Below are 19,945 nucleotides of genomic sequence, written 5' to 3'. Positions count from 1 at the left end.
TTTCTTCCTGTTCGCCTCAGGTTAAAACTCTTTTTGTATCCAATTACGTAGCTTTTGAATGATATCAGTAAACGAGCTACCAGAGCGCTGCTTTGGTGCTGTGTGTTGATATTCACCCTCATCATAAAACTGGCTGTCTTTGGCGTAATGTAATAATCCAACCGCCGTTGAATGATATGGCTCTTTAACATAGTCAGTTAACCCTCTGACTTCTAGGGGTTTACCAATTCTTACTTGGTTGCGGAATACCCGTTCTGCACATTCCACTAACCCTTCAATTTGTGATGCTCCACCAGTTAGTACAATACCTGCCGCTAAATGATGTTTAATTCCATCTTCACGTAACTTTGCTTGCACAGAATCAATACTTTGATTAACCATACCCATAAGCTCAGTATATCGGGGTTCTATCACTTCTGCCAAAGTTTGACGTTGTAAACTTCGAGAAGGACGACCACCAACACTTGGTACGTTAACAGTATCGTCTTTGCTTACTAACTCACTCAGCGCACAACCATACTTAACTTTTATCTCTTCAGCATCGCTGACAGGAGTACCAAATGCAAAGGCAATGTCACTTGTTACTGCATTACCGGCATAAGAAAATACTTTTGTGTGACGTAGCGCACCACCAGTCCAGATGGATAACTCCATCGTACCCGCACCGATATCGATCACACAGACACCGAGTTCACGCTCATCATCAGTAATAACCGCATTACTTGATGCTAAGCCTGAGTATATCAGCTGTTCCACTTTTAAATTACAGCGTTCTACCGCTTTGATGATATTTCTTGCCATATCGTTATGACAAGAAATCAAATGAACACTCGCTTCCATACGAACACCAGATAAACCAAGAGGGTTTTTAATCCCTTCTTGATAATCAATAGTGAACTCTTGAGGAATGACGTGCAAAATACGCTGCTCTTCACCGATTTTAATCGACTTAGCAGTATGAATAACACGATCCATATCCTCTTGAGAGACTTCTTCTTCTGAAATTGCTCCCATACCTTTTTCTATACGGCTAGCAATATGCTTACCTGAAAGAGAAAGATAGACACTTGTGATCTGGCATTCTGCCATTAATTCGGCTTGGTCGATAGCGCGCTGAACAGATTTTACAACCGATTCAAGGTCGTTAACACCACCTTTGTCCATACCATGAGATGGGCTAGTTCCTGCTCCAATGATGTTAATTTGTCCATCAGGAAGAACTTCACCTACTAACGCTGATACAGTAGCTGTGCCAATATCAAGACCAACGACTATGTTACCTTCTGCGGTCTTCGTCATTTATTTCTCTCTTGTGCTGAATCATCATCTGGAATCCAACCAACGGCGGCCCCAGTATCATATCGAAGATCGATGTAGCTAATTTGCTCTACTTTATCGCCTAAACGGCTATAAAGTTTAATAAAACGATTCAAACGATCTTCACGAGCATCTTTACCAAGCTCTAAGCGAATACCATTATCTAATATTAATTGCCATGCGCGCCTATCATTTAATACAACAGATGTAATAGTACGACCTAACGGCTTTAACTTTTGTGTGCTTTTTTGCCAAACTGACAAGACTTGTTCACTTGAGCCCTCGGGGCCGTATAGGTTCACCGTACTTTCAGGCGCATCTTCCGGGTGACCGTTAAAAATATGACCTTCAGAGCTCAGTAATGAGTTACCATTCCAAATCGCAATCGCTTTATATTCAACAATATAGACTTTAATGAGGTCAGGCCATTGTTTTCTGATCGAAATTTGAGCAACCCAAGGTAAAGTTTGTAACACTTGCTGTAGCTGATCCACATCTTGGGTCATAAATGTTCCCATACGAGGTAGCTCAGCTAAGGCTCCTTGTACCTGCTTAGGACTTACATGGTGTAAATCCCCTTCAACCATTAAACGCGAAAGAGGCAGACGCTGATCATCGATCATCCAGCTAAAAGTTGAATAAATTAAAGTACCGATACCAATCACGACTAATAGTAAAAAAACACCACCGACCCAATGTTGTTTCGATGATGATTGAATATCGTCTTCAACCAAATCTTCCGCGATTATATTCATAATGAGCAGTTAGACTCTAAAATATTCATTAAATGCCCATAATCTGAGGTTAACTAATGGTACATCCCTGAAAATAGCTACAATTAACAGGGATTATACTGACCCAAGGCTTGAGTGCCAAGATAACTTGCAGCTATTTTACTCACTAATGACTTTCATCTTGTCAATATTCAGCTGAAAATCAGCTAGGCTCTTTGCTACACGACCAACATCACCAGCCCCTTGAGTTAAAACCAAATCATTATCTTCTAATAAACTCGCCAAGGTTGACGGTAGCTTATTTGATGAATCAACAAATATTGGATCAACTTTGCCACGGCTGCGAATCGTACGGCATAAAGAACGGCTATCTGCTCCTGCAATCGGTTTCTCACCTGCAGAATAGACATCAAGCATAATCAACACATCGACTTTTTCGAGAACATTCGCGAAATCATCATATAAGTCGCGTGTACGGCTATAGCGATGTGGTTGGAAAATCATTACTAAACGCTTATCAGGCCAACCTGAGCGTGCAGCTTGAATCGTAACGTCGACCTCACTCGGATGGTGACCATAATCATCCACCAACATTGCTTGCCCATTGCCAGTATCAAACTCACCTAGATGGTCAAAACGACGGCCAGTACCTTGAGTGCTCACTAAAGCGCGTACTATCGCATCGTCGGCAATATCATCTTCAGTAGCCACAGCAATAGCAGCTGAAGCATTTAACGCATTGTGTTTACCTGGAATATTTAACGTAATGTCTAAATCGGCATGCCCTTGACGTACTACGGTAAATTTCCCTTGCTGCCCTTTCTGGTGATAGTTAACAATCCGTACATCAGCATCCTCAGAGAAACCATAAGTAATAACTTGGCGACTAACACGTGGGATCAACTCTCTGACTACTGGATCATCAATACACATGATCGCTTGACCATAAAATGGCAAATTATGCAGAAAATCAATGAAAGTCTGCTTCAATGTCTCAAAATCACCACCATACGTGTCCATATGATCGGCTTCGATATTGGTAACTATACTCACCATAGGTTGCAAATGCAGAAAAGATGCATCACTTTCATCGGCTTCAGCAATTAAGTAACGGCTAGAACCTAAGCGCGCATTAGTACCCGCACTTTTCACTAATCCACCATTAACAAAGGTAGGATCAAGACCAGCTTCAAAGTAAATTTGCGTCACAAGCGCTGTAGTCGTGGTTTTACCGTGAGTACCAGCTACAGCAATACCATGACGAAAACGCATCAGTTCAGCGAGCATTTCGGCACGGCGCACTACAGGAATACGTAACTCTTTGGCTGCAACTAACTCAGGATTTTCAGTTGAAATAGCGGTTGAGACAACCACAACACTGGCTTTTTCAATGTTAGAGGCTTGGTGACCAATGTATATTGTCGCCCCTTTGGACTTTAAACGCTCAGTAACCGTATTTTCATTTAAGTCAGAGCCACTAATATCATAACCTTCGTTGAGTAAAACTTCAGCGATACCATTCATGCCAGCGCCGCCAATACCCACAAAGTGAATGCACTTTACACGGCGCATTTCAGGGACGATAGAACGAAGTTCAGATAGGTTAGGGTTTTGTTTTGTTAGCATCAATTTTTTCTCAATCTTGGCTTACAGCGATAATCGCTTCAGCTACTCGTGTGTCGGCATCGGTAATGGCAGCAGCGCGTGCTTTTTTTGCCATTGTTAATAACTGAGTCCGATCCAGTTGTTGTATTTGTTCGATTAAAACTTGTTCAGTCAAATCAGGCTGCTCAATCATTAAGGCTGCACCACATTGAACAAGATGATCAGCATTCAGTGCTTGCTGGCGATCTTTATGCATAAATGGAATAAAAATAGCCCCAACCCCAGCAGCAGAAACTTCAGAAACCGTCAAAGCACCAGAACGACATACTAATAAATCAGCCCACTCATAAGCTTGTGCTACATCCTCAATAAACTCTGTTACTTGAATATTAGTCACTTGGTTTTCTTGATACAGGCCTTCTACTATTTGTAACTGACCTTTGCCTGCTTGATGACGGATTTCATAATCATCACCTAAGGCTTTCATCACTGGTGGTAAAGTCGTGTTAAGTACTCGGGCACCTTGGCTACCTCCCATTACCAAAATACGGATAGGTCCTTCACGTCGGCCTAGACGTTGCTTTGGCTCCGCAATGTCAACGACATCTTGCCGCACAGGATTTCCGACTACTTCAGCATTGGGAAATGCACCTGGGAATGCTTGCATCACTCGTTTGGCTATTTTAGATAACCACTGATTAGTTAAACCGGCAACAGCATTTTGTTCGTGCAGCACTACCGGGATACCAGACATCCAAGCAGCAACACCACCAGGGCCACTAACATAACCGCCCATACCAAGAACCACATCTGGCTGCCAGGCTTTAATATGCTTTTTCGCTTGAATAATGGCATTAACAATTTGAAAAGGAGCCTTAATTAGCTTAGCAATACCTTGACCACGCAAACCTTTTACATGAATAAAATCAATTTCAATACCATGTTTTGGCACTAAATCTGCTTCCATACGATCAGGAGTACCTAACCAACGAATTTCCCAACCTTGTTGTTGCAACTTTTTTGCCACAGCTAAACCAGGAAAGACATGTCCACCGGTACCACCAGCCATTACTAATAAACGTTTATTCTTTTTCATTATCACTTAATTCTTGTTGAGGTTGCTTTAGTTGAGATTTCTTTTCACTTATTATTTTTTGGGTTCTACCTGATACCCCTGCTAAGCGACACTCATAATCAATACGTAATAGCAACGCTACTGCTGTCATCATAATAATAAGACTAGAACCACCATAACTAATCAAAGGTAGTGTTAAACCTTTAGTTGGTACAATCGCTGCTGCAGCACCGACGTTAACTAAGGTTTGAAACGCGAACCAAATACTAATACTAGTGGCTAAAAAACCACCAAATAAATGACCAGACTCAAGCGACTTTTTACCAATCGACAATGCTTTATATACCAAAGCAAAAATCATCAATAACACTAATGTCACACCAATAAAGCCAAGCTCCTCACCCACCACTGCAAACACAAAGTCAGTATGCGCCTCAGGCAAGTATTCCAGCTTTTGAATCGAGTTCCCTAACCCCTGACCAAATAAACCACCACGGCCAAATGCCATTAAAGATTGAGTTAATTGATAACCACTACCAAAAGGATCTTCAAATGGATTCATGAACGAGGTTACGCGACGCATACGGTAAGGTTCAGCGACAATCAGCAAGGCTACGGCACCGATGCCAACTAATAACAAAGCAATAAACTGTTTTAGTTTTGCTCCCGCAATAAATAGCATACCGAATAGCGTCACTAACATTACCACCACGGTACCTAAATCAGGCTGAGCAAGCAGTAATACTGCTAAGCAACCAAATACGATAATTGGTTTGATAAAACCGCCAAAAAATGAGCTTTTCACTTCATCATGCTTACGTACTAAGTAGCTAGACATAAAAATAAATAATGATAGTTTGGCCACTTCCGCAGGCTGTAAATTAAATAAGCCTAATGGGATCCAACGAGACGCACCATTAACAGAATGCCCAACCAGCAATACCACTAACAACAAAAACATAGAGAGCAAAAGTAAGTGCATACTATGCTTCATCCACCGTTCTAACGGAATTTGCACCACAACAGCCGCAGCACATAAAGCGAGAAATAGAAATATGCCATGTCGCAGCATAAAGTGAAACGGTTCGCCAGTTAAACGGGTACTGATAGGGAAAGATGCTGACGTTACCATCACTAGGCCAATTAACATTAAGCCAAATGCTAACCAAACCAATTGGCGATCGTAAAGTACATCAGGAGAAGGTTGATTCACCCATCCTTGAAATCCTTTACCCATATTTTGCACTTTTGCTTTAACCACGGTCAGCCTTCAATCCGATAAATGAGCAATTAAGAAGAGTTATTAAGATGAAAATTTCGTATAATGTTGCGCCAGACGAGTAAATTCATCTCCTCTGTCCATAAAGTTTTTAAATTGATCAAAACTGGCACAAGCTGGAGATAGCATAACTAAATCGCCCGCTTTTAATTTATGGTGAAACGACTTAATCGCTTGCTCCATCGTCTCCCAACGTAATGCCGAAGAGTGTAGCGGGACAAACAAGTCGCCATCTTGACCAAAGCAATGCAATTGAACATTTAAGCTTTGCAGCACAGGTGCAAGTTCAGAGAAATCCGCACCTTTTCCAACCCCGCCAACCAGCAAATGTAGGCAGCCCGTTAATTGCAAACCAGATAATGCAGCTAACGTACTTGCCACATTGGTTGCTTTAGAATCATTGATCCATTTGATACCATCATTATCTACAACTAACTGGCATCGATGTGTTAGCCCTGAGTAAGTTTTCAACGCAGGAATCACACTCGCTAACTCAACATCAACACTATCCAATAAGGCTAAAGCGACTAAACTATTGGCGATATTATGTCGGCCAACTAATTTTAAATCCTCAACGGCAACAATTGGCTGCCCTTGCTTAGAAAGATATTCTTGCGCCTCTAACCATACCAAGCCAAAGTCTTGCTCATCAAAGCCAAAACTGACGACTGGGATATCATTTTTCGGAAAGGTCTCTGGTTCAGCACGATTAACAATCGCTTTATCAGCATGTAAGAAAATACGTTGTTTGGCCTCAGCATAGTCTTCCATGCCTTGGTAGCGATCCATATGGTCTTCAGAAAGATTTAAATAAGCAGCAGCAGCTAATTTCAGTGATGACGTGGTTTCCAGTTGAAAACTAGAAAGTTCCAACACATACAAATCGACATCATCTGCGAGTAGTTCCAAAGCCGGCACGCCAATATTGCCACCGACTCCAACCGTTAATCCTGCAGATTTAGCCAAAACGCCAGTTAAATCAGTGACCGTACTTTTGCCATTTGAACCCGTGATTGCAACCACAGGTGCATTGGCTGCCCATGCGAATAATTCAATATCACCGATTACCGGAATATTGTTTGCCAGAGCTTGTTGGGTCTCAGGGGTAGCCAAGGCAATACCCGGATTGGTAACAATTAAGTCAGATTCCAACAACCAATCAAGCTGCCAACTACCAGTATGAACTTCAATGCTAGCATCAAGCGACTCTACACCAGGAGGCTTTGCACGAGTATCAATCACCTTTATTGACAACTCACACGGTAGCTTTTGTAAGTATCGAACAACGGATAATCCGGTCACACCCAAGCCAACCACAACGACACGTTGTATCCCTTGCCATTTTGCTAATAATGAGTGTGACATAAAGTAATATCCTATAAAAAATTAACGTATTTTCAGTGTTGCTAAGCCAATTAATACCAGAACAATAGAGATAATCCAAAAGCGCACGATAACACGAGGCTCAGGCCAACCTTTTAATTCGTAATGATGGTGAATCGGTGCCATACGAAAAATACGCTGACCACGTAATTTATAAGATCCAACTTGCAAGATAACCGACAAGGTCTCCATAACGAATACACCACCCATGATCACCAATACAAATTCTTGGCGTACCAAAACAGCAATCGTACCTAAAGCACCACCTAAAGCTAATGAGCCGACATCGCCCATAAATACTTGCGCTGGGTAGGTGTTAAACCATAAAAACCCTAAACCAGCTCCGACAATCGCGGTACAAACAATCACAAGCTCACTGGTATATGGAATATAAGGTATGTGTAAATATTCAGAGAAATTGACATTACCTGTCGCCCAAGCGATAACGCCAAAGCCAGATGCAACCAATACCGTTGGCATAATTGCTAAACCATCTAGGCCATCGGTTAAGTTAACCGCATTGCTGGTTCCAACAATCACAAAATAAGTCAACACGATATACATCAGACCAAGCTGTGGCATAACATCTTTAAAGAAAGGAACCACTAATTGAGTGGCAGAAGTATCTTTGCCCATCGCATATAAAGCAAACGCCACGCCTAGAGCTATCACTGACTGCCAAAAGTACTTCCAACGAGCAATCAAGCCATCGGTATTTTTACGTACAACTTTACGGTAATCATCCACAAAACCGATGACACCATAACCAAGCAGTACTGCCATCACCGCCCAAACATAAGGGTTAGATAAATCGGCCCATAAGAGAACTGTTGCAGTGATTGCTGCCAATATCATCACTCCGCCCATGGTCGGTGTACCACGTTTACTAAAATGAGATTCAGGGCCGTCATTACGTACGACTTGGCCAATTTGTAAAAGCTGTAAACGTTGAATAAGTTTAGGTCCTATCCAAAGTGATAATCCCAAAGCAGTCAAAATGCTCAAAATCGCTCGAAAAGAGAGGTATTCAAACAGTCGGAAAAAGGATAAATATGGCTGTAACAGTTCTGCGAGCCAAATAATCATGCGTAATTCTCCTTCAAAGCAGCAACAACCTGACTCATTTTAGAGCTGTTTGCCCCTTTGATCAGTAAAGTATGTTTTTGGTCTGCTTGCATTTCTAGTTTTGGGTTAGGTAAGTGCTGCTTAATAAAATCTATCATCGAACTATGAGTTGTAAAATGTTTAGCATAAGTTGGTAAATCATCATTTCGTTGGCACAGCTGACTAATAATCGCGGTATCCTCTCCAAAAGTGAGAACATAGTCAAAATTATATTGCGCAACATGCTCGCCAACTTCTCGGTGTAATGCTTGGCTTTCATCACCAAGTTCCGCCATATAACCGAGAATCAACCAACGCGTACCTTGATAATTTGCCAATAAATCGGCAGCAGCTTTCATCGCTGGTACACTAGCATTATAGCTATCGTCAATCACACGTACTTGTTCGGTTAAATCAATCGCTTCAACTCGTCCTTTAACATGACTTGGTATCTGTAAACCACTAACCACTTCATCTAAAGTTGCTCCAGCTTGAATCGCCATTGCAGCAGCAGCTAAAGCATTGCTAATATTATGCTTGCCGATCATAGGTAAGCTCACAAGCTTTTTGCCTATAGGGCTCACTAAAACAAATGAAGCTTCACCACGCTGGTTGACTTCAATTTGTTGTGAATAAAAATCCGCATCTGAATTATTGACAGAAAAAGTGATGACATTTTTATCGGCCAAGATAGATTGCCAATGAGATAGACCATTGCTGTCAAGATTGACGACTGCATCGCCATCCATAGAAAGACCTTGGTAAATTTCACCTTTCGCCTTTGCAACACCATCAAGTGAGCCAAAGCCCTCCAAATGCGCAGCCGCAACATTATTCACTAACGCGATATCAGGTTGAACCAAGCTGGTAGTATAAGCAATTTCACCTAAATGATTAGCACCTAATTCAATCACCGCATAATTGTCATCAGCTTGAGTACGTAGCAGTGTTAAGGGAACACCAATTTCATTATTAAAGTTACCGGCTGTAGCAAGAACTTGACCTTTTTGATTTAAAATAGCGGCCAACATTTCTTTAACTGTGGTTTTTCCGCAGCTTCCTGTCAGTGCTAAGGTTTTCGCATTTGATTGTTGGTGCATCCATTGCCCAAGTTGACCAAGTGCTTTTTGAGTATCATCAACAACGACTTGTGGAATATTGAGATCAAGTTTCTTAGAAACTAACAAAGCATTAGCACCTGAATCTGCCGCTTGTTGACAAAAATCATGAGCATCGAATCGCTCACCAATTAAGGCTACAAATAAAGCACCGGATTCAACGCTACGAGTATCTGTTGTCACAGAGGTAATGTCGCTATTGTCACCGATAAGATTACCCGAGGTTATCAGTGCAAGTTGCTGTAAAGAAAATGGGATCATAAAGGTAATCCTAATAATACTTGTGCGGTTTCACGGTCAGAATAATGCACAGTTTGACCGTTAATAATTTGATAATCTTCATGCCCTTTGCCCGCTAATAAAATAATATCGTTTTCACTAGCCTGTTGTAGAGCATATTGACATGCTTGATAACGAGAGTGAATCACATGAATGTGTTTTGGGGTTACCGCCCCTTGCAACATGTCGGCGACAATTTTAGCCGGATTTTCTGAGCGTGGATTATCATCAGTAATGATCGACTCATCAGCAAGACGTTCAGATATTTCCGTCATCATTGGACGTTTTCCTGCATCACGGTCACCGCCACAACCAAAGATTGACCATAGTTTTCCTTTGCAATGAACACGAAGTGCCATCAATGCTTTTTCTAGCGCATCGGGTGTGTGTGCGTAGTCTACAACAATTTTTGCTTGGGCTCTGGACGCTTGGAAAAGCTCCATACGGCCAATCACGGGAGTTAATTTAGGAGCCACTTGAACTAATTGATCCAATTCAAAACCTAGACTCAACAAAGTGGCTAACGCCACCAGCAAATTACTGGCATTGAAAGCCCCAATTAACGGGGCTTGCAGATCCGCTTCTCCCCAATGACCATCAATTGATAGGCTGATCCCCGCATCTGAATAATGAACCTCATTGGCCCATAAAGAGCGACGCATCGAAGATGGATGGGCCGACATAGATTGTGGTTTAGTCAAAGAAACAGCGACTGCATCAGGTAAATGCTTAAGCCATTGCTGACCAACCTCATCATCTGCATTAATAATTTTATGTTGGCAATCATGTTGAGAAAACAAACTGAATTTTGCTTCTGCGTATTCTTTCATGCTGCCATGATAATCAAGGTGATCACGGCTTAAGTTGGTAAATGCAGCGGCAGCGAAAGGTAACGCTTTCACACGCCCTTGCACTAAACCATGAGAGGAAACCTCTAACGCCGTATATTGAGCTCCTTGTTGTTGCAATTGACTTAATGTTTGCTGAATTTCAATTGCATTACCCGTTGTGTTAACCGCAGGTTTTAGGTCATGTAAAAATCCATTACCAGTGGTCCCCATCACGGCGGCTTTTTTACCAAGCAACTCTATCCACTGGGCAATCAACTGTGAAATGGTGGTTTTTCCGTTGGTGCCCGTAATACCGATTAATTGCATCGGGGCAAACTGATAGAAAGACGTTGCAAAGTATGAAAGTTGCGATCCAATCTCTGATAAATAAATAACCGGAACGTCAGCACGCCACTCAACATGTTGATGCGGCTTTTCCTCACTGGCATCGGCAATAACGGCAACGGCACCAGAAGAAATCGCCTTATCAATAAAGACGCGGCCATCAACCGCATGACCTTGAATAGCAACAAATACATCACCAACGGATACTTTACGACTATCAAGCTGTAGGTTCGCGACATCGATGGAGAATTCAGAATCTAATTCAATCCAAGGTTTTAACAGTTCAGAAAGTAATCGAGCCATATCCTTTATTCTCCAGCCTCAGATTCAGGTGTCGCATCTGGCGTGACATTCATAATTTGCAGAGCCCCTTTCATAATTTCTGCAAAAACAGGTCCTGCAACAGAGCCACCATAAAATTGATCGCCTTGTGGCTCATTAACCACCACGACTAATGCAAAGCGAGGATCACTAATTGGCGCAAGACCAGCCGTTAATGCTACATATTGATCACTGTATCCACCTGCTTTTGCTTTACGTGATGTACCTGTTTTAGCACCAACACGATAACCCGGAACTTTGGCCGAACGCGCCGTACCGCCTTTATGGGTAACTTGCTCAAGCATGTCTACCACTTTACGAGCAGCATCCGCATCAGCAGCTCTAAAAGTACGACCTGATGTGCTTCCTTTTAAAATATGCAGTGGTTTATTCACGCCCATATTACCTAAAGTAGCGTAAGCATGAGCAAGCTGAAGTGGTGTTACTGAGATGCCGTAACCAAATGCTAAGGTCGCCTGCTCAAATGGAGACCAACGACGGCGATCTGGGAATATCCCTGTCACTTCACCTGGTAATCGTAACCCCGAGACATTTCCAAAACCTACCCCGCTGTACATGCCAAGAATTTCACGTACATCCATTTTTAAGGCAATAGTTGCCACACCTACGTTACTTGATTTCTTTAGGATCGTCGTTAAATCGGCTTTACCTGCGCGCTCAGAATCACGAACTCGACTACCACCAATTCGCATAATGCCATTACCTGTATCGATAATCGTTTTATCATCAATAATTCCTTTATCTAAACCAGCCAAAATCACAAATGGCTTCATGGTTGAGCCGGGTTCAATGGAATCAGTAAGCGCTCGGTTACGCATACGAAAACTTTGCAATTGTTCTCGGTTGTTAGGATTATAAGAAGGCGCATTCACCATCGCGAGTACATTACCGGTTTTCACATCAACCAGAACGGCAGTTCCTGATGTCGCTCGAAAATCGGCTACCGCTTGTTTAATCGCACGATACGCAATCGCCTGCAAGCGTTGATCGATTGTTAGTTGTAAAGGTTTTCCTGGCTCTTGTGTTTTTAGTGAAATATTTTCAACAACCCGTCCAAAGCGATCTTTTCGAATAGTTCGTTTACCGGCTTCTCCCGTTAACCAATCATCAAAGCTACGCTCCATACCTTCAAGGCCATGGCCATCAATACCTGTCACACCGACCACATGAGCACTGACTTCCCCTGCTGGATAAAAACGACGAGACTCATCTTTAAGGCCAATACCTGGCAACTTCAACTCTCGAACATATTTAGACATTGCTGGGCTAACTTGACGCTGTAAGTAAATAAAGCGCTTACGTTTATTCTGGCGAATTTTATCTACTAGGCCTTGTTGATCGAGCCCAAGTACGTTAGCAAGTGCATACCAACGCTCAAGTTCATCAAGCCCATTCTCTTTAATTATGGTGGCAGGATCTGCCCAAACTGCTTGTACAGGAACACTCACTGCCAGTTGCTCACCATTTCGGTCAGAAATAATGCCACGAGCTGTTGCAATAGCTTTTACGCGTACTGAGCGCATATCAGCTTGTTGAATAAGTTGATCAGGTTCGATCACTTGGATATACGCTGTTCGCGCCACCAGTACAAATAAAGCTAATACGATAAAGCCTATTACTAGGTTATACCGCCAAGGGATCAGAATATCCGAGGACTGAGATGATTTCTTTTTATTAACGGTTTTCTTGTTCTTTACCGTTTTTTTATTTGTCGGCTTATTCATTTAAGGTTCACAACCACTTCTTTATCCGAATCTGGACGTTTCATCTCAAGATCTTTGATTGCGACCTTCTGAACTCGAGTATGCTCAGCAAGAGCGTTTTCTTCTAATATCAAGTTACGCCACTCACTATCAAGTTGTTCTCGACTTTCTAATAACTCATCACGCAAAGTAATTTGATGACGAGTATTATAAGTGGTTAATACTACTGCAATTGAGCTTACAAAAATAAGCAGCAATAATACCAATGGAACCCGACCTACCGAAATAAGATCGGTCCAGATACTACGAATTAAAGTGGGTGGTTGTTTATCAGTCATAGTATTTTAGTGATCATAGTTTTTCAGCAATACGTAATACTGAGCTGCGTGAACGAGTATTCATTTCAACTTCTGATTTAGACGGTTTAATCGCTTTACCTACCGTTTTCATATTGGCAGAACCTAAGGCTTTAATTTGATCTTCAGTCATAGGGATCCCATGGGGAACTTGAGGACCTTGGCTCTCACGACGCATGAATCGCTTCACCATACGGTCTTCTAAAGAGTGAAAACTGATCACAGAAAGACGACCTTCTGGTGCTAAAATATTCATAGCCCCTTTTAAAGCAAAGTCGATTTCTTCTAATTCACTATTAATGTAAATTCGAATCGCTTGGAAGCTTCTCGTTGCAGGGTGCTTCTTTTCTTTAAAGTTCTTTGGGGCAACATCTGAAATAAGCTTAGCCAATTGACTTGTTCTCATCAGTGGTTCACTTTCAGGGGTTTCACGATATTCAACTAAACCACGAGCAATACGACGGGCGTGTTTTTCTTCGCCAAACTCTCGTAATACCCAGGTAATATCATCTAGCTCTGCTTCTGCTAGCCACTCTGCGGCCGATTGCCCAGTTGTCGGATCCATTCGCATATCTAGCGGACCATCTTTCATAAAGCTGAAGCCACGATCAGCATCATCAAGTTGCGGGGATGACACACCAAGATCAAATAATACGCCATCAACCTTACCAACTAATTGATATTGTTCAGCATAAGATTGGATACCAGAAAAAGGACCATGAATAATAGTAAAACGAGGATCATCTATTTTTTTTGCTTCTTCAATCGCTTGAGGATCTCGATCGATACTATATAAGCGCCCTTCAGGACCGAGTTGAGATAAGACTGTACGGCTATGACCTCCTCGACCAAATGTGCCGTCAATATAAATACCATTTGGCTTTATATTCAATCCTTCAATAGATTCATTAAGGAGTACAGAAACGTGTTGGAAGGTGTCGGTCATAGGGTTCAATAGCTCAATTAAAGATGAATGGCTTAGGATATTCATGTCAGGCGCGCAACGCAAGAAAACAGCAGATATTTGCGCTTATTTGGCTTAGTTTATGCTAATTCTAACGAGAATCGTTAATAGCACGTCAAAAGGGCGACAACGAATGAAGAAATTCATAAAAAAACCCACCGCAGAAAACTACGATGGGTTCGTTTAAATAGGTGGAGTTGACATCATAAGCCGGGTTCTGTTTCCGCTTGCGCGGCGATAGCCATTCGTCTAGGCCAGCAATCGCTCACTGGCTCGAGCAACCTACCCGCCCCCTTACGCGAGCAACGCAATGTGAGGGCCTATTTGGTCTTGCTTCGGGTGGAGTTTACCCTGCTACGAACTGTTGCCAGACGCACGGTGCGCTCTTACCGCACCCTTTCACCCTTACCTGTTCGCTTCTTACTTCCGAAGAAATGAAGAATAGCGTCATCGGCGGTCTTCTCTCTGCTGCACTTGTCGTGAGCTCACGCTCCCCAGGCGTTACCTGGCACCCTGCTCTTTGAAGCCCGGACTTTCCTCCCCTTCGACAGTCTCCCACTGATTTCTACCGAGGCAAAAAACAAGTAAGGACATCAACGAAGCAGCGACTATCTAGTCAACTCCGACGCGGATTATACGCACATCACTTTAGAAGACAAGCGATTCAAACGAATCACCATATATAGTGAATATATTAACTTAAGTTATCCAGTCCCCATTTATATAGGGCATTCTTTTTCAAATTGTGAATTTCTGCCACTAATGCTGCTGCTTTTTTCAGTGGCAATTCTTGAGTTAAAATTTTTAACGTTCTTAAAGCGTCATCAGGAAGAGCATCGACTGACTTATCTTCTCGATGCCCATGTATAAGAATGACCATTTCTCCGCGCTTACGATTATCATCTTCATTGATCCAGTTGATCAATTCACCTAACGGAGCACCATGAATCGTTTCAAATGTTTTGGTCAATTCACGGGCCAGCACAACTTCACGCTCAGGACCTAGTACTGTCAACATATCGCCTAAACTATCTGTAATTCGATGAGGCGATTCATAAAATATACAAGTGCGCTCAGCTTTGCTAATTTCTAATAGCTTATCTTTGCGACCTTTACTTTTCGCAGGTAAGAAACCTTCAAAGCTAAAACGATCCGATGGTAACCCTGAAGCACTTAAAGCGGTGATCACGGCGCAAGCACCAGGCAATGGCACAACTTTAACACCCGCTTGACGACATTTAGTCACGAGGTGATACCCTGGATCGCTGATAAGAGGTGTTCCCGCATCGGAAACTAATGCAATAGACTCTCCCGCTAACACTTTTTCAACTAATACTTGTGCTTTTTGTTGCTCATTATGATCATGTAATGCATAAGTTTTGGTTGATATGCCAAAATGAGAGAGTAAACGACCACTATGTCTTGTATCTTCAGCTGCAATCAGGTCAACTTGATTTAAAATATCTAACGATCGTTGAGTGATATCTCCTAAATTACCAATAGGGGTTGGAACAATATACAGGGCTGGAGACTCTAAAAGAGCAGTTTTGTTATCTATCATTTGTTTACCGTCACTTGAGCGATTAATATAGAGTCAATCTTTCACATAAAGAATAAAACGCATGCAAATTATGAATCATAAGATCTTCAGTGTACCACGCTTATTTACTTCTATCGCCTTGATGTTATTAGTATCAGCGTGTTCATCACTCACGTCTGAATCAGATAAAGTTGATATTACAGCCCCACCGGTGCAAACCTCACTAGCCTATACGACTGAGGCGAATGACACTCAACCATCTAACGAACAGACTGATTTGTTTATTATGGCGCTAAAAGCATCTGTGGTTGAAAAAGATTACGACCAAGGACAAAGCCTACTAAAACGCATCGTTCAATTTCCTTTAAATGATATGCAGCAAGCGGAATGGCAATTAGCAAAAGCGCAAATTACTGCTGCTACTGTTGACTCAGAGACAGCATTGAAAGGATTAAACTTCCAACAGCAGTGGCAATTAGCTGACGCACAATGGCGAAACTATCATCAACAACGCGCTAAACTGTTTGAAGATATTCGAGATTTTTTCAATGCCGACCGAGAATGGATTGCTTACAAAGAATTTCAACCTGTCAATAAGCAAGAATCAACCGATATGCGAATTTGGGAGAACTTAGAACAATATTCTAAAGATGAAATTATTCAACTCAAAGCCCAACCAAGTGAAACTGAGCTGCAAGGTTGGCTATATGTTTCCACTCAAATGAAGACACAACTAAACAATCCAAGTGGTTTGAAAACCGAACTTCAGCAGTGGTTTGGAATAAATATTAGTCACCCAATCGTGACGCACACACCTGAAGATGTGCAACGCATTTTAGATCTAGATATTTCAACGCCGCAAAATGTCGCGGTACTACTGCCTCTTTCTGGTAAATATGAAATGCCAGCAAAGTTAATCCGAGATGGCTTTATTCATGCAATGACAGATGATGCTGATAAAGATCCGGCTCTAAAAATGACGGTTTATGATACATCAACACAAAGCCTGCAAGATATTTATGCTCAGCTAAAAGCCAATAATACTGATTTTATTATAGGTCCATTGATCAAAGATAATGTTGAGCGACTACAAGACATCAATAGCGACAATATCCCTATGTTGGCTCTAAACTTCCCAGATGAATTAGATAAAGGTACCCAAGTTTGTTACTTAACGCTATCACCAGAGCAAGAAGGGGCGCAAGCAGCTAAGCATATTTTCGAAACGGGCTTTAAATATCCACTAGTTCTGGCACCTAAAGGGAAACTTGGTGAGCGTATTACTGAGGCATTTACAGAAAAATGGAATGAGTTAAGTAATACGCCAGTAGCATCGACTCCATTCGGTAACCGTGCTGAATTACAAAAAAATGTTAAAGATGCGTTTGGTCTAACCGATAGCCAAGCACGTATCAATCAAATCAGACAAATTAGTAATATAGAAATGGAAACCGAAGCTCGCAGCCGTAGAGATATTGATTCCGTCTACATTATTGCAAACCGCTCAGAGTTAACATTGCTAAAGCCATTCATTGAAGTGGCTATCAATCCAGATGCTAAGCCACCTAAACTGTTCTCTAACTCTAGCAGTAATAATGGTAAGGCACGTGCTTATCAAGATGTCAGTGGTATTGTATTTAGCGATATTCCAATGCTATTAGATAAAGATAACGTTGAATTAGCTGAATACGATAACCTGTGGCCCAAAAGCAGTAATACAGAAAAACGTCTACATGCGTTAGGTATGGATTCATATAGCTTGCTTGCCCAACTTCCAACAATGAAAGTTGTACAAAGTTATCAATACCAAGGTCAAACAGGCACTCTAAGTATCGATGACCAATGTGTGGTACAAAGAGATCTAAGCTGGGCTGAGCATGAAGCTTTTCAGTCAGAAGATAAAAAATAAGCGAGAAATTGGCTCTCATTATGAAACCTTGGCCTATCAATACTTGATTGGCCAAGGACTCCAACTATTAGATAGAAATATGAACTGCCGCTTTGGCGAAATTGATTTAATAATGAAAGATGGACAAACTTTTGTGTTTGTCGAAGTGAAATATCGAACTTCATCATCATTTGGCCATGCAGCAGAAATGGTAACCTATCAAAAGTCTCAAAAGCTGATAAAAACCGCCATGGTGTGGCTTAAGAAACAATCACTATCAATCGAGCAAACCTCCTTTCGCTTTGATGTCATTGCTATTCATAAAAATGGTCAAGATATCAACTGGATAAAAAATGCAATTACGCAAGGATAAAACATGCTAGAAAGCATTAATGATAGCTTTAAAGAAAGCATTCAGATTCAAATTGCTGCCGCAGAATCTCTTCCCGATGCTATAACTCATGCAGCACAAGCGATGGTGAGTAGCTTATTGAATGGCAATAAAATCCTTTGTTGTGGTAATGGTGGCTCTGCAGCAAACGCACAACAATTTGTATCTTGCTTACTCAATCGATTCGAGACAGAACGACCAAGCCTTCCAGCAATGGCTTTGACAGCAGATACATCTACACTAACGGCTATAGCAAATGACTATCACTATCAAGAGATCTTTTCTAAACAAGTCAGAGCTTTCGGGCAAGCAGGAGATGTATTGATTGCTATTTCTACCAGTGGCAACAGCAGCAACATAATCAAAGCCGTTGAAGCCGCTGTCACTCGTGATATGACCATCATTGCATTTACCGGTAAAGATGGTGGTGAGCTTGCAGGGTTACTTGGTGAATCAGATGTAGAAATACGTATTCCATCACATAGAACTGCAAGAATTCACGAAGTCCATATGCTAACACTTCACTGTTTATGTGACTTAATTGATCAAGTGATCTTTCCCTCTCACGACGGATGAGTAATATGAAAAAAAACGCTATTATTTTATGCTTATCTAGTATATTTCTAATTACTGGTTGTACCTCAATAGGAAATACTTCCACTCCTGCTCAGCAGCAGTGGCAAGAAAAGAACATTCAATCTAATATCAATGCATTAAATCAAGCTCCCCAATATAGAGGGAAAGTTCGAGTAACCTCCGAAATTACGAGCGCTGGACACGTCTTACTTTTAGGTCAATCCGTTGATGAAGATAATAAACAGTATATCGAAGGCTACGTAAAAAACTTACCAAATGTAGATACAGTCTATAACCAAATTCGCATATCAAAACCTCTATCATTCCAACAAATTAGCCATGATATTTGGTTAACAACTAAAGTAAAAAGCGCTCTTTTATCAGATGACCGATTAGATCAATACAACATTAAAGTAACAACTGAGAATAGAGAAGTATTTTTAATTGGTAACATATCAGAAGAAGCTGCTCAAATTGCTGCAGACGTTGCCAGTAGAATAGAAGATGTATCAAAAGTAATCAAAGCATTCAATTACGTAAATACTCCAACTATCCAATCTAAACCAGCTCCGAGTTCAAATAGCAATGAAACAAATAGTGCACTAGAAAAGGATAAGAGCATCTCACCAAAAGTAGAACAGTTAAACAATAATAGTGCTACACCAATAATTGAAGAGATTGACACTCCTATCGATGAAACTGATGTATTCACCACTCAGTAATGATCATGTAAACAAACCTATTCAACTAACTTAATAAAAGCAGGGTATTAATTACTCTGCTTTTTTAGCTTTAAAGGAATGAAAATAACAATATCAGCATTGTGAGTAATAATAACTGTGATAATTTTTATTAAGAGATTGTACTAGAATAAGCACTAGATGATGTTAGTTATAAGGTAGTGGTAGAAGTACTATTATCATCTAATGACTTAGGATACCTAAGGTAACAGCTTACTCGCTGTTCGCTAGAAGAAACTAACAGAGCACCCACTTATCAATACCTATTGTTCTAAATTTCATTTTCTACAAACGAAAAAAAACCTGACTCTTTCGAATCAGGTTTCTTACTCTTTATTCAAGATATGTAAGTGGCGGAGTGGACGGGACTCGAACC

Annotated in this window: 17 protein-coding genes and 1 other RNA gene; 4 read left to right on the top strand and 14 right to left on the bottom strand. The window is 41.3% G+C overall.

Going from position 1 to position 19,945, the window contains the following annotated elements; translation table 11 throughout:
* Positions 1–21: 21 nt before the first annotated feature.
* The 14 genes from ftsA to rsmI form a co-directional block, all read right to left on the bottom strand.
* The gene (gene ftsA / locus QQJ93_RS15110) at positions 22–1,299 is read right to left on the bottom strand and encodes a cell division protein FtsA (protein ID WP_089124900.1); all 1,278 of its coding nucleotides are present in this window, start codon (positions 1,297–1,299) and stop codon (positions 22–24) included.
* Complete coding sequence (locus tag QQJ93_RS15105) at positions 1,296–2,072, bottom strand: cell division protein FtsQ/DivIB (RefSeq protein WP_089124901.1); 777 nt, start codon at positions 2,070–2,072, stop codon at positions 1,296–1,298. Before QQJ93_RS15105 ends, ftsA begins: the two co-directional genes overlap by 4 nt.
* Positions 2,073–2,210: 138 nt before the next feature.
* Positions 2,211–3,677 carry a UDP-N-acetylmuramate--L-alanine ligase gene (gene murC, locus QQJ93_RS15100; protein ID WP_089124902.1) on the bottom strand — a complete coding sequence of 489 codons (1,467 nt, stop codon included), beginning with the start codon at positions 3,675–3,677 and terminating at the stop codon, positions 2,211–2,213.
* A gap of 10 nt (positions 3,678–3,687) precedes the next feature.
* Positions 3,688–4,752, bottom strand: coding sequence for an undecaprenyldiphospho-muramoylpentapeptide beta-N-acetylglucosaminyltransferase (murG, locus tag QQJ93_RS15095; RefSeq protein WP_089124903.1), 1,065 nt, complete (start codon positions 4,750–4,752; stop codon positions 3,688–3,690).
* Entirely contained in the window at positions 4,739–5,968 is a 1,230-nt protein-coding gene (gene ftsW / locus QQJ93_RS15090; RefSeq protein WP_089124922.1) for a cell division protein FtsW, read from the bottom strand. The genes murG and ftsW overlap by 14 nt, the downstream gene beginning before the upstream one ends.
* Positions 5,969–6,034: 66 nt before the next feature.
* Entirely contained in the window at positions 6,035–7,375 is a 1,341-nt protein-coding gene (gene murD / locus QQJ93_RS15085; RefSeq protein WP_089124904.1) for a UDP-N-acetylmuramoyl-L-alanine--D-glutamate ligase, read from the bottom strand.
* A gap of 21 nt (positions 7,376–7,396) precedes the next feature.
* Entirely contained in the window at positions 7,397–8,479 is a 1,083-nt protein-coding gene (gene mraY, locus QQJ93_RS15080) for a phospho-N-acetylmuramoyl-pentapeptide-transferase (protein WP_089124905.1), read from the bottom strand.
* Positions 8,476–9,876 carry a UDP-N-acetylmuramoyl-tripeptide--D-alanyl-D-alanine ligase gene (gene murF / locus QQJ93_RS15075; protein WP_089124906.1) on the bottom strand — a complete coding sequence of 467 codons (1,401 nt, stop codon included), beginning with the start codon at positions 9,874–9,876 and terminating at the stop codon, positions 8,476–8,478. Before murF ends, mraY begins: the two co-directional genes overlap by 4 nt.
* Entirely contained in the window at positions 9,873–11,372 is a 1,500-nt protein-coding gene (murE, locus tag QQJ93_RS15070) for a UDP-N-acetylmuramoyl-L-alanyl-D-glutamate--2,6-diaminopimelate ligase (protein ID WP_089124907.1), read from the bottom strand. Before murE ends, murF begins: the two co-directional genes overlap by 4 nt.
* 5 nt (positions 11,373–11,377) lie before the next feature.
* Positions 11,378–13,135, bottom strand: a complete 1,758-nt coding sequence (locus QQJ93_RS15065) for a penicillin-binding transpeptidase domain-containing protein (RefSeq protein WP_089124908.1) — start codon at positions 13,133–13,135, stop codon at positions 11,378–11,380.
* The gene (gene ftsL / locus QQJ93_RS15060) at positions 13,132–13,452 is read right to left on the bottom strand and encodes a cell division protein FtsL (protein WP_089124909.1); all 321 of its coding nucleotides are present in this window, start codon (positions 13,450–13,452) and stop codon (positions 13,132–13,134) included. Before ftsL ends, QQJ93_RS15065 begins: the two co-directional genes overlap by 4 nt.
* A gap of 13 nt (positions 13,453–13,465) precedes the next feature.
* Complete coding sequence (gene rsmH, locus QQJ93_RS15055) at positions 13,466–14,416, bottom strand: 16S rRNA (cytosine(1402)-N(4))-methyltransferase RsmH (protein ID WP_089124910.1); 951 nt, start codon at positions 14,414–14,416, stop codon at positions 13,466–13,468.
* 207 nt (positions 14,417–14,623) lie between these two features.
* Positions 14,624–15,058: RNase P RNA component class A (gene rnpB / locus QQJ93_RS15050), an RNA gene on the bottom strand.
* A 70-nt stretch (positions 15,059–15,128) separates the two neighbouring features.
* Positions 15,129–15,995: a 16S rRNA (cytidine(1402)-2'-O)-methyltransferase gene (gene rsmI / locus QQJ93_RS15045; RefSeq protein WP_089124911.1), complete on the bottom strand. Its 867-nt coding sequence runs from the start codon at positions 15,993–15,995 to the stop codon at positions 15,129–15,131.
* 61 nt (positions 15,996–16,056) lie between these two features.
* On the opposite strand from rsmI, the gene QQJ93_RS15040 reads away from it, so the two are divergent.
* The 4 genes from QQJ93_RS15040 to QQJ93_RS15025 are packed head-to-tail and all read left to right on the top strand — an operon-like array spanning position 16,057 to position 19,551.
* A complete protein-coding gene (locus QQJ93_RS15040; protein WP_089124912.1) occupies positions 16,057–17,883 on the top strand; it encodes a penicillin-binding protein activator in 1,827 nt (608 codons plus the stop codon).
* Positions 17,852–18,235, top strand: a complete 384-nt coding sequence (locus QQJ93_RS15035; protein ID WP_089124913.1) for a YraN family protein — start codon at positions 17,852–17,854, stop codon at positions 18,233–18,235. The genes QQJ93_RS15040 and QQJ93_RS15035 overlap by 32 nt, the downstream gene beginning before the upstream one ends.
* 3 nt (positions 18,236–18,238) lie before the next feature.
* On the top strand, positions 18,239–18,829 hold the full coding sequence (locus tag QQJ93_RS15030; RefSeq protein ID WP_089124914.1) for a phosphoheptose isomerase: 591 nt from the start codon (positions 18,239–18,241) through the stop codon (positions 18,827–18,829).
* 5 nt (positions 18,830–18,834) lie between these two features.
* Complete coding sequence (locus tag QQJ93_RS15025; protein WP_160117489.1) at positions 18,835–19,551, top strand: BON domain-containing protein; 717 nt, start codon at positions 18,835–18,837, stop codon at positions 19,549–19,551.
* Positions 19,552–19,945: the final 394 nt, after the last annotated feature.

The sequence above is a fragment of the Vibrio algivorus genome, assembly GCF_030161215.1.
GTDB lineage: Bacteria > Pseudomonadota > Gammaproteobacteria > Enterobacterales > Vibrionaceae > Vibrio > Vibrio algivorus.
The sequence above is the reverse complement of the archived record's forward strand: the minus strand, read 5'-3'. Positions and strand labels throughout refer to the sequence as shown.

Coding starts and splice junctions, on each gene's coding strand:
- ftsA (WP_089124900.1), bottom strand. CDS start 1,299: ATGACGAAGACCGCAGAAGGTAACATAGTCGTTGGTCTTGATATTGGC.
- QQJ93_RS15105 (WP_089124901.1), bottom strand. CDS start 2,072: ATGAATATAATCGCGGAAGATTTGGTTGAAGACGATATTCAATCATCA.
- murC (WP_089124902.1), bottom strand. CDS start 3,677: ATGCTAACAAAACAAAACCCTAACCTATCTGAACTTCGTTCTATCGTC.
- murG (WP_089124903.1), bottom strand. CDS start 4,752: ATGAAAAAGAATAAACGTTTATTAGTAATGGCTGGTGGTACCGGTGGA.
- ftsW (WP_089124922.1), bottom strand. CDS start 5,968: ATGGGTAAAGGATTTCAAGGATGGGTGAATCAACCTTCTCCTGATGTA.
- murD (WP_089124904.1), bottom strand. CDS start 7,375: ATGTCACACTCATTATTAGCAAAATGGCAAGGGATACAACGTGTCGTT.
- mraY (WP_089124905.1), bottom strand. CDS start 8,479: ATGATTATTTGGCTCGCAGAACTGTTACAGCCATATTTATCCTTTTTC.
- murF (WP_089124906.1), bottom strand. CDS start 9,876: ATGATCCCATTTTCTTTACAGCAACTTGCACTGATAACCTCGGGTAAT.
- murE (WP_089124907.1), bottom strand. CDS start 11,372: ATGGCTCGATTACTTTCTGAACTGTTAAAACCTTGGATTGAATTAGAT.
- QQJ93_RS15065 (WP_089124908.1), bottom strand. CDS start 13,135: ATGAATAAGCCGACAAATAAAAAAACGGTAAAGAACAAGAAAACCGTT.
- ftsL (WP_089124909.1), bottom strand. CDS start 13,452: ATGACTGATAAACAACCACCCACTTTAATTCGTAGTATCTGGACCGAT.
- rsmH (WP_089124910.1), bottom strand. CDS start 14,416: ATGACCGACACCTTCCAACACGTTTCTGTACTCCTTAATGAATCTATT.
- rsmI (WP_089124911.1), bottom strand. CDS start 15,995: ATGATAGATAACAAAACTGCTCTTTTAGAGTCTCCAGCCCTGTATATT.
- QQJ93_RS15040 (WP_089124912.1), top strand. CDS start 16,057: ATGCAAATTATGAATCATAAGATCTTCAGTGTACCACGCTTATTTACT.
- QQJ93_RS15035 (WP_089124913.1), top strand. CDS start 17,852: ATGAAGCTTTTCAGTCAGAAGATAAAAAATAAGCGAGAAATTGGCTCT.
- QQJ93_RS15030 (WP_089124914.1), top strand. CDS start 18,239: ATGCTAGAAAGCATTAATGATAGCTTTAAAGAAAGCATTCAGATTCAA.
- QQJ93_RS15025 (WP_160117489.1), top strand. CDS start 18,835: ATGAAAAAAAACGCTATTATTTTATGCTTATCTAGTATATTTCTAATT.